This is a genomic window from Bacillus sp. EB106-02-03-XG38 (assembly GCF_058792175.1).
Map to the genome: position 1 here is coordinate 76,866 of NZ_JBYTED010000006.1, position 15,262 is coordinate 92,127.

The window sequence follows — 15,262 nt, forward strand, 5'->3', positions numbered from 1 at the left end:
GAGGCTTGTTCCAATATGCGTGTATCAAATGTAACAGTTAGAAAAAGACTTATTTTTATACTCATATCAGGTATACTTATTTTCACTATCATCGATATTCGTCTTGGATATGTGCAATTTTTTCTTGGGAATATGTTAACGGATCGTGCGAAAGATTCATGGAGTCGTAATATTACTTTTGAACCTGAACGTGGGAAGATTTTAGACCGAAATGGTGTGGAACTTGCTACGAATAAAAGTGCTCCAACTGTCTTTGTTGTACCGAGGCAAATTGAAAAACCAGCAGAGACTGCAGAGAAGTTAGCTGCAGTATTAGGTGTGGAAAAAGATGAGATTTACAAGAGAATTACAAAAAAAGAATCAATTGTAAGGTTAGATAAAGGCGGAAGGAAAATATCGCATGATAAAGCGAAAGAGGTACGAGGATTAAGCTTGAAAGGTGTTTATATCGCAGAAGACTCTATCAGGTACTATCCATTTGGTAACTTTTTATCGCACGTATTAGGGTTTGCTGGTAGTGATAACCAAGGTCTTATGGGGCTAGAAAAATATTATGATAAAGAGCTAAATGGTGATGAAGGCCATGTGCGTTTTTTTGCAGATGCAAAAGGACAAAGGATGCCTAATGTTGGTGATGACTTCAAAAAACCAGAAGCTGGTTTGAATTTAGGTTTAACAATTGATGCACGTATTAATAGAATTATGGAAAGAGAAATGAATATTGCAGAGTCGACATATAATCCAGATGGTATGATTGCGATTGCGATGAATCCGAAAAATGGTGAAATTTTAGGTATGTCGAGTCGGCCGAGTTTTGATCCGGCAGATTTCCAAAGCGTTTCTCCAGAAGTGTACAATAGAAATTTACCAGTATGGAGTACGTATGAGCCTGGTTCAACATTTAAGATTATTACATTAGCTGCAGCTTTGAATGAAAATTTAGTAGACTTAGAGAAAGATACGTTTTATGATGATGGAGCAGCTGAAGTTGGTGGAGCAAGATTGAAATGCTGGAAAGCAGGAGGCCATGGTAGCCAAACGTTTTTAGAAGTAGTTCAAAACTCTTGTAACCCAGGATTTATTGAACTGGGTGATCGCCTTGGTAAAGACCGATTGTTTAAATACATTCGTAATTTTGGCTTTGGACAGAAGACTGGAATTGATCTGCAAGGTGAAGGTAGTGGGATTTTATTTAATTTAGATAAAGTCGGTCCAGTTGAGCAAGCAACAACTTCATTCGGTCAAGGTGTTTCTGTTACGCCAATCCAACAAGTAGCGGCAGTAGCAGCGGCTGTAAATGGTGGAACTTTGTATCAACCGTATATAGCTAAAGAATTTATTGATCCGAAAAACAATCAAGTTGTAAGCAAAAAGACACCTGTAGAAAAAAGAAAAGTTATTTCCAAGGAAACTTCAGAAAAAGTTCGGTATGCTTTAGAAAATGTTGTAGCAAAAGGATCTGGTAAAGGTGCTTTCATTGATGGGTATCGTGTAGGTGGAAAAACAGGTACGGCTCAAAAAGTGAAAGATGGTAAATATTTAGAGAATAATTATATTGTATCTTTTATCGGTTTTGCTCCAGCAGATGATCCGGAAATTGTTGTTTATGTTGCTGTTGATAATCCGAAAGGTGTAACGCAATTTGGTGGAGTAGTAGCAGCTCCAATTGTTGGGAATATTCTTCGGGATGCACTTCCTGTTATGGGAGTGAAACCGAGAACAGAACAAGTTGAGAGAGAATATAAATGGGGCGATATACCAACTGTGGAAGTTCCGAATTTAATTGGTATGAAAAAGAAAGACTTACAGACGCAACTCGTCGATTTGAAGCTTGATATAAGTGGAGACGGAGAGAAAGTCATTAAACAGTCCCCAGAAGCAGGAGCTAAAGTGAAAGAAGGCTCAAAAATTAGAATTTACTTCGGGAATTAAAGGTAACCTAGTACGTTTTATGGTACAATTGGTGGAAGTGAGTTCTCTATAGAAGAGTTACTTAATTTGAGACCGTAAGAGTTTCAATTATAAATAAGTCTATTTATTAGACACAGTAGCACTTACCTCCTATTTTACATAATTAGGAGGTAACGTGTTGCTTATTAAAAAAGAGATAAATACACAATGTAGAGAGGGTTTAGTGAAATGAAGTTGCATACACTTGTATCATGTTTGCATGATTTTCCAGTTGTTCCAAAAGAAAATCCAGAAATCACATCTATAGAAGCTGATTCACGTAAAGTGAAAGAAGGAAGCTTATTTGTATGTATGAAAGGGTATACGGTTGATAGCCATGATTTTGCTAAGCAAGCAGCGGCACAAGGAGCGGCTGCTATTGTTGCGGAAAGACCAATTGATGTTGACGTTCCAGTTGTACTTGTGAAAAACACTTTTCGTTCGTTAGCGGTTTTAGCTGATTATTTTTATGGTCAACCAACACACAAGTTACATTTAATCGGAATTACAGGTACAAATGGAAAGACAACAACATCGCATATTATGGATGAGATTATGCGCGCACATGGTCATAAAACGGGGCTAATTGGAACGATTAATATGAAAATCGGTGATGAAACATTTGAGGTGAAAAATACAACGCCAGATGCACTAACACTTCAACAAACATTTTCAAAAATGGTTGAACATGGTGTGGATAGCACAGTAATGGAAGTTTCGTCACATGCTTTAGATCTTGGTCGTGTACACGGATGTGATTACGATGTAGCAGTGTTTACAAATTTAACACAAGATCATTTAGACTATCATAAAACGATGGAAGAATATAAACATGCAAAAGGGTTGTTATTTGCACAACTTGGCAATAGTTATAATCATAATCGTGAAAAGTACGCGGTACTGAATAACGATGATGCTGTAACAGAGGAATATATGAGAAGTACTGCAGCAACTGTTGTAACATATGGAATTGATACAACAAGTGATATTATGGCCAAAGATATCGTTATGACGAGTGGTGGAACTACATTTACGCTTGTAACACCGTATGAAAGTGTAAATGTTACGATGAAATTGATTGGGAAATTTAATGTATATAACGTACTAGCGGCAACAGCGGCAGGACTTGTTTCTGGTGTAAGTTTAGAAACAATCCTTGATGTGATAAAGAAATTAGCTGGAGTTCCAGGACGTTTTGAAGTGGTTGATGGTGGACAGAATTATACAGTTATTGTTGATTATGCTCATACACCAGATAGTTTAGAGAATGTATTGAAAACAGCAAAGCAATTTGCAAAAGGTGATGTATATTGTATCGTCGGTTGTGGCGGCGATAGAGATCGAACGAAGAGACCGATCATGGCAAGTGTCGCAACAAAATATGCAACTCACGCAATTTATACGTCAGATAATCCAAGAAGTGAAGAACCAGGAGCTATATTAGATGATATGGTACAGGGCGCAAATGGGAATAATTATGAAGTAATTATTGATAGAAAAAAAGCGATATATCATGCAATTGCTAACGCGAAAGCTGAAGATATCATCATTGTTGCTGGTAAGGGTCATGAAACGTATCAAATTATTGGTAAAGACGTTCATCATTTTGACGATCGTGAAGTCGCTAAAGAAGCAATTACAGAGCGTTTAAACAACGAAGAGTAACAACGTGAGAGGAGGACTACATGTGCTTGAGCAAGGTTTATTAGTAACGGCTGGGGTAGCATTCTTAATTTCTGTTGCCCTTTCGCCATTGTTTATTCCATTTTTAAGAAAATTAAAGTTCGGACAGAGTATTCGTGATGAGGGACCAAAGTCACATCAAAAAAAATCAGGGACACCGACAATGGGCGGTATCGTCATATACGTATCTATGATGGTAACTTCACTTATTATGGCGATTAAGTTTAAACATTTAGGTGCAGAGGTTTCATTATTACTATTAGTGACGTTTGGTTACGGATTGATTGGATTTTTAGATGACTACATAAAGGTAGTTAAGAAGAGAAATCTTGGTTTAACATCAAAACAAAAATTAGTAGGTCAGCTTGTTATTGCTATTGCGTTCTTTTTAATTGGAAAAGGGCAAGCGTTCCACACATACATCATGATTCCGGGAACAGATGTTAAGTTTGAATTAGGTTGGGCATATTTTGTACTTGTACTATTTATGCTTATTGGTGGATCGAATGCAGTTAACTTAACTGACGGTTTAGATGGTTTATTATCAGGAACAGCTGCTATTGCATTTGGAGCGTTTAGTATTATTGCTGTAGCACAAGAGCAATTTGGAGTAGCGATATTCTGTATGGCGGTTGTAGGAGCTGTACTTGGATTTTTAGTATTCAATGCGAATCCAGCGAAAGTATTTATGGGAGACACAGGTTCTTTAGCTTTAGGTGGAGCCATTGCAGCTGTAGCAATTTTATTAAAGCAAGAATTGCTACTTGTAATCATTGGCGGAGTATTCGTAATGGAAACTTTATCTGTTATTATTCAAGTTATTTCATTTAAAACAACAGGAAAACGTGTCTTTAAAATGAGTCCATTACACCATCATTATGAATTATGTGGTTGGTCAGAATGGCGTGTTGTTGTGACGTTTTGGTCTGTAGGATTTTTATTAGCTGTGTTAGGAATTTATATCGGGGTGTGGATGTAATTGAAAACTGTAACTGAATTTCAAAATAAAAATATTCTTGTATTAGGCATTGCAAAAAGTGGTTATGCAGCAGCTACGTTGTTACAAAAATTAGGGGCAAATGTTATTGTGAATGACGGAAAGCCTTTAGCAGATAATGTACTTGCTGCAAAATTACAAGCAAAAGGAATGGACGTTGTATGTGGTGGTCATCCTTTAGAATTATTAGAGAGAAATATTTCTCTTGTAGTAAAAAATCCAGGAATCCCGTATTCTAATCCAATATTAGTTGCTGCGAAAGAAAAACAAATTCCGATTGTTACGGAAGTTGAATTAGCATATCGTATTTCGGAAGCGCCATTTGTTGGGATTACAGGGTCTAATGGTAAAACGACGACGACAATGCTTACATTTGAAATGCTAAAAGAAGGACAAAAGCATCCTGTAATTGCAGGAAACATTGGAACTGTAGCGTGTGAAGTAGCACAGGATGCAAAAGAAAATGAAGTTGTAGTTACAGAACTTTCATCGTTCCAATTGATGGGAGTAGAATTGTTCCAACCTAAAATTGCTGCGTTTTTAAATTTATTTGAGGCCCACTTAGATTATCATGGGACGAAGAAAGAATATGGTTTAGCGAAAGCAAATATTTTTAAAAACCAAACAGAAAATGACTATAGTGTAATAAATGCAGATGATACAGATGTGATGACTTTATCAGCTTATAGTAAAGGGCAAAAAGTACTATTTTCAACAACGAAAGAAATTGAAGATGGCGCGTGTATAAAAGATAATGCTCTTTATTTTAAAGGTGAAAAAGTTGTTGAAGTAGGCGATATCGTTTTACCTGGTCAACATAATTTGGAAAATATTTTAGCAGCGATGAGTATCGCGAAATTATTGGGTGTTTCTAATGAAGCGATTACGGCGGTGTTAAAACGATTTACAGGTGTTAAACATCGTCTAGAATATGTAACAACTATTAACAACCGTAAGGTTTATAATGACTCCAAAGCAACGAATATGTTAGCGACTGAGAAAGCTTTATCTGCGTTTACACAACCGATTGTGTTATTAGCAGGTGGCCTGGATCGTGGAAATGAATTTGATGATTTAATTCCATATTTCAAAAATGTAAAAGCAATTGTAACATTTGGACAAACAGCTCCCAAATTAGTAAGAGCTGCAGAAAAAGCGGGATTAGATACAATTGAAAGTGTCGATACTTTAGAGGAAGCGGTAGTGAAAGCTTACGCTCATTCTACAGATGGTGATGTAATTCTTCTTTCTCCAGCATGTGCAAGCTGGGATCAATTTAAAACATTTGAAGAAAGAGGAGACATTTTTATACAAGCTGTGCATAAACTTATATAAAGTAAATCAAAACATCAGTAGGCTAACACCTACTGATGTTTTGTTACATAGGGCAAAAGTTTCTGCCTAAAGAGGTGGTGTTTATGGGTAATGAAGAAAACGCCTGATTTTATTCTCATCATCGTTACACTTGCGTTGTTAACAATCGGAATGGTTATGGTGTATAGTGCAAGTGCGGTTTGGGCCTCTTATAAAATGGGGGACTCATTCTTTTTTGCAAAAAGGCAATTGCTATTTGCAGGTCTTGGTGTAGTGGCTATGTTTTTTATTATGAAAATTGATTATTGGGTGTGGCGTACGTACTCAAAAGTAATTTTGCTAGTTTGCTTTATTCTTCTTATTCTCGTTCTTATTCCTGGAGTAGGACTTGTTCGAGGTGGAGCGCGAAGTTGGATTGGAATCGGAGCATTTTCCATTCAACCGTCAGAATTTATGAAGTTTGCGATGATTATTTTCTTAGCAAAATTTTTAGCGGAACGACAAAAATTAATTACTTCTTTTAAACGTGGTTTACTACCAGCTCTAAGTTTTGTATTTCTTGCTTTCGGAATGATTATGTTACAACCAGATCTTGGTACAGGAACGGTAATGGTTGGGACATGTATCATTATGATATTTATCTCCGGAGCAAGGGTCTTTCACTTTGCAATGTTTGGTTTGATTGGTGTAGCAGGATTTGTAGGGTTAATTGCATCAGCACCGTATCGAATGAAACGTATAACATCATATTTAGATCCGTGGTCAGATCCGCTTGGGAGTGGATTTCAAATTATTCAATCGTTACTCGCAATTGGACCGGGTGGATTATTCGGGCTTGGACTTGGACAAAGTAGACAAAAGTTTCTTTATTTACCTGAACCGCAAACAGACTTTATATTTGCAATCTTATCCGAGGAATTAGGTTTTATTGGTGGTTCATTTGTGTTATTATTATTTAGTCTATTATTATGGCGTGGGATTCGTATAGCTTTAGGAGCGCCAGATTTATATGGTACGTTTTTAGCAGTAGGTATTGTGGCGATGATTGCGATTCAAGTAATGATTAATGTTGGTGTTGTAACAGGATTGATGCCTGTTACGGGTATTACTTTGCCGTTTTTAAGTTATGGTGGATCAAGTTTGACATTAATGTTAATGGCAGTAGGTGTATTATTAAATATAAGTCGCCATTCTCGCTACTAAACCCTGTTTTATAAGACAGGGTTTTTCGTATGTGTGCGAAGAAACAATATGTATATAGAAATGAATACGACTGAAATTAGAAACAGAGAAGCGGAGGAGTTAGTAGTGCGTGTATTAGTAAGTGGTGGGGGCACTGGAGGTCATATTTATCCGGCTCTTGCTTTAATAAGAGAAATAAAAAAATTAAATCCGGAAGCAAGGTTTTTATATATTGGAACGGAGAATGGATTAGAGAGCACAATCGTGCCAAAAGCAGGTATACCGTTTCAATCTATTGTTATAAGTGGATTTAAGCGTAAAATATCGTTAGATAACGTGAAAACAGTGATGCGTTTCCTAAAAGGTGTACAAGATAGTAAACGATATATTCGTCGTTTTAATCCGGATATTGTAATTGGAACGGGTGGATATGTATGTGGACCTGTTGTATATGCTGCGGCAAAATTAGGTATTCCAACTATTGTACATGAACAAAATAGTGTACCTGGTGTAACGAATAAGTTTTTAAGCCGCTATGTTGATAAAGTTGCGGTTTGTTTTGATGCAGCTGTAGAGCATTTTCCACAATCAAAAGTGGTCATGACAGGAAATCCACGAGCATCAGAAGTAATGGATCAAAATGGAATGAAAGGAAAACGTTCAGTAGGTTTATCTCTTCCTAAAAAATCCGTACTTATTTTTGGTGGAAGCCGTGGCGCTAGACCGATTAACGATGCTTTCGTAGAGGCAATTGAGCAGTTTGGAAATAAAAGTTACGAAATATTGTATGTAACAGGTGAAGTTCATTACGACAAAGTGATGGAAGCAGTAAAGCAAAAAGGGAATCCGAGTAATGTTATTATTAAACCTTTCATTCATAATATGCCAGAAGTACTTACAGGTGTAGATCTTGTTGTTTCAAGAGCTGGGGCAACAACACTTGCAGAATTAACAGCGTTAGGTAAGCCGAGTGTATTAATTCCAAGTCCTTACGTAACAAATAACCATCAGGAAAAAAATGCACGTTCTGTTGTCGATAAAGGAGCAGCAAAAATGTTGCTTGAAAAAGATTTAACAGCAGAAACACTTATTCGTGACATTGATGAGATTTTATTAGATACACAAACATTACAAAATATGAAGCTTGCTGCTGGGCAATTAGGTATTCCTGATGCAGCAAATAAGCTGTATGAAGTAATGAATAAGCTTGTAAAAAAATAACGTTAGGTGAAAGCCCTGCATACTACTGTAATAAGGATACTTAGTATGGGGGAGATTGTTTATGGAGCAATTAGTAAATGAGCTTATAGAAGCAAATGTTGGTCGCGTGTTAGTGGATGAACCGTTAGCTCGTTATACGACTATGAAAATAGGTGGACCAGCTGATATTTTAATTGTGCCAAAGCATGTTGCCGGTATTAAAAAAACGTTGCAGTTAGTAAAAAAGTATAAAACAAAGTGGACTGTAATTGGTCGCGGTTCGAATCTTCTTGTATCTGATTTAGGTATAGAAGGTGTCGTTATTCGTTTAGGAGAAGGATTAGACCACTTAGAAGTCGAAAAATACAAAGTAAGAGTTGGTGGTGGGTATCCCCTTATTAAATTATCAACTTTACTTAGTCGTCAAGGATTAGCCGGTCTGGAGTTTGCAAGTGGTATTCCAGGAAGTGTTGGTGGTGCAGTGTATATGAATGCAGGAGCACATAAATCGGATATATCAAATATAGTATCAAAAGTTCTTATTTTGTTTGAAGATGGAACAATTGACTGGTTAACGCATGAAGAAATGGAATTTTCCTACCGTACATCTGTATTGCAAACGAAACGACCTGGTATTGTTTTGGAAGCTGAGTTTCAATTACAGATAGGAGAGCGTGAAAGAATTGTAAGTGTCATGCAAAAGAATAAAGATTACCGCCGTGAAACACAGCCATGGAATCATCCTTGTGCAGGAAGTGTGTTCCGAAATCCAATTCCATACTTTGCAGGAGATTTAATAGAAAAAGCGGGGCTTCGTGGTTATCAATTAGGTGGAGCTCGAATTTCTGAAATGCATGGGAATTTTATTATTAATACTGGGGGAGCCAGTGCGCAAGATGTCTTATCTTTAATTGCATTCATAAAACAAACAATCAAGGATAAATTTGGCGTAGAAATGCATACAGAAGTAGAAATCATTGGAAGATAACGGTTATTCGTTCCGCTCATTATCATTTATGTTATAATAAGAAGATAAGAACGGCATGAGGAACATGCCGTTCTTTATGTTACGTAGGGGGATCGTACATGAAAAATAGTAAAGTGATTAAACTACAGGATCGTGTACCAAAGTTAAAAAATCAACAGAAAAAAAACAAGAAAAATGTTAATCATCGGTTGATTTTATACATATCAATTTTATTTTTATTAGTGCTCTTTTTGATTTATTTTCGGTCTCCGCTTAGCAATATAAAAAAGATAAGTGTGTTTGGAAATCATTATATGACAGATGAACAAGTAATGAAGGAATCAGGTGTGACATATGATACAAGTTATTTCCGAGTGACAGCACATAAAGCAGAAGAAAACTTAACGAAACGAAAAGAAATTAAAGCAGTAAATGTAAAAAAACGTTTTCCAAATAAAATTGATGTTCATATTGAAGAATATTTAACGATTGGTTATATAAACAAAGATGGGAAATTACAACCGTTATTAGAAAATGGGAAAACACTTGATGTACTTCCGAACGGAAAACTCCCTGTTGCAGCGCCAATTTTTGAACCTTTTAAAGAGGAGAAAATGAAGGAGTTAATTGCTGAGCTTGAAAAATTAACACCAACTATTTTAAGGTCTATTTCTGAAATTCGTTATTCGCCGACAAATGCGAATGAGGACCACCTTACTTTATATATGAATGAAGGGTATGAAGTGAGCACTACAATTCAAAATTTCGCAAAACGTATGGAAGCTTATCCACTTATATTAAAAACAATTGAGCCGGGTAAAAAGGTATTAATTGACTTAGAAGTAGGGGCATATACGAAAGAAATAGGAGCGGAAGAAAAAAAAGAATAGAACGATAGTTTTCACTACGTTATTGTAGAAAAAACGAAACGAACGTTCTACTTGGAGCATAGGAATTTATAAGAATGGTTCATTTGATGAAAAATATGTAAAAATTCTTAGATTCATACTAGGATTGGTACAAGTTTCACTTTTCTATGAGTACATCTTAGTGTAGACTTATACTTGGCGGTAATCTTTACAATTGAAATAGAATTATTTCAAGATAAGCAGTTATTCATAGTTTACTGCGATATTCTTAAATGAATGTTAAATAAAAATAAGAAAAATATAGGGTTAAAAAAGGGAAACGTATAAAGACGTTGAATATTTTTCTTATAAATAGTAAAGTTGCGATTGTTGTTCCATATATTGAGTTGTATGGTATAAATAAAGAAGGAGGTGCCAAAGAATGAACAGCAATGAAATATATGTTAGTCTTGACATCGGTACATCCAATGTTAAAGTCATCATTGGTGAAATGGTTAATGACAGCTTAAACATAATTGGTGTTGGAAATGTAAAATCAAATGGTTTGAAGAAAGGATCGATAGTTGATATAGATGAGACTGTTCGATCAATTAAAAAAGCAATTGAACAAGCTGAGCGCATGGTGGGAATCCACATTGAGCAAGTTGTAGTAGGTGTCAATGCAAACCAGGTACAGCTACTTCCTTGTCACGGAGTAGTCGCTGTTTCAAATGAAGATCGTGAAATCGGGAATGAAGATGTCTTACGCGTTCTAGATGCAGCACAAGTTGTGTCAATTGCTCCAGAACGTGAGTTTATTGATGTGGTACCTCGACAGTTCATTGTAGACGGTCTTGACGAGATTAACGATCCACGAGGGATGATCGGTGTAAGATTAGAAATGGAAGGTACACTTATTACAGGCTCGAGAACTTTACTACATAACCTACTTCGTTGTGTAGAAAAAGCAGGTCTTGAAATAGTTGATATTTGCCTTCAGCCTTTAGCAGCTGCTACAGTTGCTATATCTTCAGATGAAAAAAATAGAGGAGTAGCCCTTGTTGATATGGGGGGAGGATCTACAACTTTATCTATTTTTAAAGATGGAGAGTTACAAGCGACGAGTGTATTACCATTAGGTGGAGACCATATAACGAAGGATATTGCAATTGGGTTGAAAACTTCAACAGAAAATGCAGATCAAATTAAGTTGAAATATGGACATGCTTTTTATGATACAGCATCTGAAGAAGAGATGTTTACGGTTCCTATTATGGGAAGTGATCAAACAGAACAATATTCTCAATTGGAATTATCGGATATAATAGAGGCTCGTGTAGAGGAAATTTTAATGTTTGTTCAAGATGAAGTGCGTAAGTTAGGATTAAAGCAAGTAGCTTCTGGTTATGTACTAACTGGTGGAATTGCTTCTATGCCAGGTGTTCTTGATCTTGCATATGATATTTTACATGAAAATGTTCGTATAGCAACTCCTGATTATATTGGTGTGCGTGAGCCACAATATACAAGTGGAGTGGGATTAATTAAACATTCTTATCAAAAAGCTAAATTACGTGGAAAAAATGTGCAGGAAAAGCAAGAGCATTTTGAACCAGTACCAGCACCAGCTCCAACGCCGGTACAACAGCAACCTGCGAAACAAAAAACTCGTAATCAAAACAATAATAATCAAAATGATGACCGTATGATGTCAAAAGTAAAACGTGTATTCCGTTATTTATGGGATTAAAATTGGACACGAAAAATGAGGTTCTAGGGGGATTTCGACATGTTAGAGTTTGATACTACTCAAGATCAATTAGCGAATATAAAAGTTATCGGTGTCGGCGGTGGCGGAAACAATGCTGTAAACCGTATGATTGAACACGGTGTACAAGGTGTAGACTTTATCGCTGTAAATACTGATGCGCAAGCATTAAATCTATCAAAAGCTGAAACAAAAATGCAAATTGGTGGAAAATTAACACGTGGACTTGGTGCAGGTGCAAACCCTGAAGTAGGGAAAAAAGCTGCAGAAGAAAGCAAAGAACAGATCCAAGAAGCACTTCGTGGTGCTGATATGGTATTCGTAACTGCTGGTATGGGCGGCGGAACTGGAACTGGTGCGGCTCCAGTTGTTGCTCAAGTTGCAAAAGAATTAGGTGCATTAACAGTTGGTGTTGTAACACGTCCATTTACATTTGAAGGACGTAAGCGTGCAACACAAGCGGCATCTGGTATTGCTGCATTTAAAGAAAATGTAGATACGCTTATTGTAATTCCAAACGATCGCTTATTAGAGATTGTTGATAAAAACACGCCGATGTTAGAAGCATTCCGTGAAGCAGATAACGTATTACGTCAAGGTGTACAAGGTATTTCTGATTTAATTGCAACACCAGGTTTAATTAACTTAGACTTCGCAGACGTAAAAACAATTATGTCTAATAGAGGTTCTGCTTTAATGGGTATTGGTTCTGGTAATGGAGAAAATCGTGCTGCTGAAGCTGCGAAAAAAGCGATTTCTAGTCCATTATTAGAAACATCTATTGATGGAGCTCAAGGTGTTATCATGAACATTACGGGTGGAGCTAACTTAAGCTTATACGAAGTACAAGAAGCGGCAGACATTGTAGCTTCAGCTTCAGATCCAGAAGTAAATATGATTTTCGGTTCTGTTATTAACGAAGGGTTAAAAGATGATATCGTTGTAACTGTAATTGCAACTGGTTTTGATGATAGCATTGCAACTCAACCACCAAAACCAATCATTCGTCCGAATGTGAACCACACGCAACAACAGCAACAGCCAGTAGCTCAACCTCCAAAACAACGTGAAGTAAAACGTGAAATGAAGCGTGAAGAGCCGGTTGTACATGAGCGTCATTCAGATTCAGACGATATTGATATTCCAGCATTTTTACGTAACCGTCGTAGACGATAAAAGAAAAGGAGCTTTCAGGCTCCTTTTTTTGTTTTATACAGGAGAAAGATCTGCTAAGCAGGTCTTTTTTTATTTTATCCCACTTTAATGAGCAGTAAGACCCCCACCTCAAAATTCAGCGAAAGCAAAGAATTTAGGTGGGGGATTAACTGCCCATAAAAGTCCGATTGGTGAGGGCTAATAATCAGTGTGGGATGAAGAAAACCCCCACTGATTAAAGTTTCACTTTATACATTTCACTTTTTTATGTAAGTAAAAAAGCATAGTATTCTATGAAACATATACTTTTAATTTTTACCGACAGATTATGTCTAGAAAGCACAAAATAACAAAAAAACACCTCCGCAAATTGACACACTTTCCTATTGGATATGCATTATACTAGTCTCAACTTAAAAAAAGAGGTGAATTGTTTGGTTGTTTACGCCGACGTTGTTTGGTTGTTAAACGCCTGCATTGATTTTCTTTTACTTTTATTAACAGCCACCGTGTTAAAAAAGAAGATCAAAAGATGGAGGCTTGTGTTAGGGGCATTTATAGGGTCAACTATTGTTATTTTTGCCTTTACTCCTTTTGCTTCTATGATGACACATCCAATTATGAAACTACTGTACTCGTTACTTATTGTGTATACAGCATTTGGATTTACAACGTTTAGAAATTATGCACAAACTGTTTTTACTTTTTATTTTGTAACTTTTATGGTTGGCGGAGGGTTAATTGGCACTCATTTCTTTTTGCAAACGAATGAAATGGTAAATGGATTGGTTCAATCTCAATCTATTTCTTACGGTGATCCAATTAGCTGGTTGTTTGTGGTTTTTGGTTTTCCAGTAATCTATTATTTTTCTAAAAAGCGTATTGAAAGCGTAGAGGTTACAAAAATACACTATGATCAAATTGTGAAATTGAAAATTCAATTAGCTGAAGAGGAACTAGAACTCACAGGTTTGATTGATAGTGGGAACCAACTTTACGATCCGTTAACAAAAACACCTGTTATGATAATGCATATTTCATCATTAGAACATTGCTTGCCAGCTTGGTTAACAGAACAAGTTTATTCCAAAACAGAGATTCCTCAAATACCAGAAAATGATTCTGGGTGGGCGACAAAATTACGCTTAATTCCTTTCCGAGCAGTAGGAGTAGAGAGTCAATTTTTATGGGCCGTTAAGCCGGACAGTGTACACATTGATCATGAAGGTAGTTCTATTGTAGTCAGCAAAGTATTGATTGGGTTAAATACACAACAGTTGTCAACCAATGGAGAGTATCAATGTATTGTGCATCCGAAAATGTTAATTTCTCAAAAAATGGTAATTGCTTAATAATGGGAGGCGGGATAATATGATGAAATTAAAATTTTATTTAGTATACCTTTGGTATAAAGTATTGCTGAAATTAGGAATTAAGACCGATGAAATTTATTACATTGGTGGAAGTGAAGCGTTGCCACCACCGTTAACGAAAGAAGAAGAGGAAGTTCTTTTGAATAAATTACCAAAAGGAGATCAGGCAGCAAGATCGTTACTGATTGAACGCAACTTACGGCTAGTCGTATATATAGCAAGAAAGTTTGAAAATACAGGGATAAATATTGAAGATTTGATTAGTATTGGAACAATCGGCCTTATTAAAGCGGTGAATACATTTAATCCGGAAAAGAAAATAAAATTAGCAACATATGCCTCGCGTTGTATAGAAAATGAAATTTTAATGCATTTGCGCCGGAATAATAAAAATCGTTCAGAAGTTTCTTTTGATGAACCACTTAATATCGATTGGGACGGGAATGAACTTTTGTTATCAGATGTATTAGGTACAGACGATGACATTATTACAAAAGATTTAGAGGCTACTGTTGATCGTCATCTTCTAATGAAAGCATTACATCAATTAAATGATCGTGAAAAACAAATTATGGAACTTCGCTTCGGGCTGGCTGGAGGAGAAGAAAAGACGCAAAAAGATGTGGCGGATATGCTTGGGATTTCACAGTCATACATTTCGCGTTTAGAAAAAAGAATCATAAAAAGATTACGAAAAGAATTTAATAAAATGGTGTAAAGAATAAGATCAGCCTATATAACGGCTGGTCTTATTCTATTTAGTTGTATGAGGAAAGGCAACTAAAATGAAAAATGAAGAAAAAACCACATGCATAAAATCCCCTT

Annotated in this window: 12 protein-coding genes; all 12 read left to right on the plus strand. The window is 36.2% G+C overall.

Annotation, left to right across the window (positions count from 1 at the left end; translation table 11 throughout):
* The first annotated feature begins 15 nt into the window (after positions 1 to 15).
* The 12 genes from AC3WTI_RS23225 to sigE all read left to right on the plus strand — a co-directional run bounded on the left by AC3WTI_RS23225 (position 16) and on the right by sigE (position 15,155).
* Entirely contained in the window at positions 16 to 1,932 is a 1,917-nt protein-coding gene (locus AC3WTI_RS23225) for a stage V sporulation protein D (protein ID WP_048530613.1), read from the plus strand.
* A gap of 207 nt (positions 1,933 to 2,139) precedes the next feature.
* A complete protein-coding gene (gene murE / locus AC3WTI_RS23230; RefSeq protein WP_087958564.1) occupies positions 2,140 to 3,615 on the plus strand; it encodes a UDP-N-acetylmuramoyl-L-alanyl-D-glutamate--2,6-diaminopimelate ligase in 1,476 nt (491 codons plus the stop codon).
* Positions 3,616 to 3,637: 22 nt separating this feature from the next.
* Entirely contained in the window at positions 3,638 to 4,612 is a 975-nt protein-coding gene (gene mraY / locus AC3WTI_RS23235; protein WP_062923009.1) for a phospho-N-acetylmuramoyl-pentapeptide-transferase, read from the plus strand.
* The gene (murD, locus tag AC3WTI_RS23240; protein WP_097840546.1) at positions 4,613 to 5,965 is read left to right on the plus strand and encodes a UDP-N-acetylmuramoyl-L-alanine--D-glutamate ligase; all 1,353 of its coding nucleotides are present in this window, start codon (positions 4,613 to 4,615) and stop codon (positions 5,963 to 5,965) included.
* Between the two features lie 90 nt (positions 5,966 to 6,055).
* A complete protein-coding gene (gene spoVE / locus AC3WTI_RS23245; RefSeq protein ID WP_048530607.1) occupies positions 6,056 to 7,147 on the plus strand; it encodes a stage V sporulation protein E in 1,092 nt (363 codons plus the stop codon).
* 105 nt (positions 7,148 to 7,252) lie between these two features.
* Entirely contained in the window at positions 7,253 to 8,347 is a 1,095-nt protein-coding gene (murG, locus tag AC3WTI_RS23250) for an undecaprenyldiphospho-muramoylpentapeptide beta-N-acetylglucosaminyltransferase (RefSeq protein ID WP_087959020.1), read from the plus strand.
* A 61-nt stretch (positions 8,348 to 8,408) separates the two neighbouring features.
* On the plus strand, positions 8,409 to 9,314 hold the full coding sequence (gene murB, locus AC3WTI_RS23255; RefSeq protein WP_087958566.1) for a UDP-N-acetylmuramate dehydrogenase: 906 nt from the start codon (positions 8,409 to 8,411) through the stop codon (positions 9,312 to 9,314).
* Positions 9,315 to 9,412: 98 nt separating this feature from the next.
* Entirely contained in the window at positions 9,413 to 10,183 is a 771-nt protein-coding gene (gene divIB, locus AC3WTI_RS23260; protein WP_000798231.1) for a cell division protein DivIB, read from the plus strand.
* Between the two features lie 400 nt (positions 10,184 to 10,583).
* Complete coding sequence (gene ftsA / locus AC3WTI_RS23265) at positions 10,584 to 11,891, plus strand: cell division protein FtsA (RefSeq protein ID WP_087958567.1); 1,308 nt, start codon at positions 10,584 to 10,586, stop codon at positions 11,889 to 11,891.
* A 39-nt stretch (positions 11,892 to 11,930) separates the two neighbouring features.
* Positions 11,931 to 13,085 carry a cell division protein FtsZ gene (gene ftsZ / locus AC3WTI_RS23270; protein WP_000888987.1) on the plus strand — a complete coding sequence of 385 codons (1,155 nt, stop codon included), beginning with the start codon at positions 11,931 to 11,933 and terminating at the stop codon, positions 13,083 to 13,085.
* A 413-nt stretch (positions 13,086 to 13,498) separates the two neighbouring features.
* A complete protein-coding gene (gene spoIIGA / locus AC3WTI_RS23275; RefSeq protein WP_048530602.1) occupies positions 13,499 to 14,416 on the plus strand; it encodes a sigma-E processing peptidase SpoIIGA in 918 nt (305 codons plus the stop codon).
* A gap of 19 nt (positions 14,417 to 14,435) precedes the next feature.
* Complete coding sequence (sigE, locus tag AC3WTI_RS23280; protein WP_000976948.1) at positions 14,436 to 15,155, plus strand: RNA polymerase sporulation sigma factor SigE; 720 nt, start codon at positions 14,436 to 14,438, stop codon at positions 15,153 to 15,155.
* Positions 15,156 to 15,262: the final 107 nt, after the last annotated feature.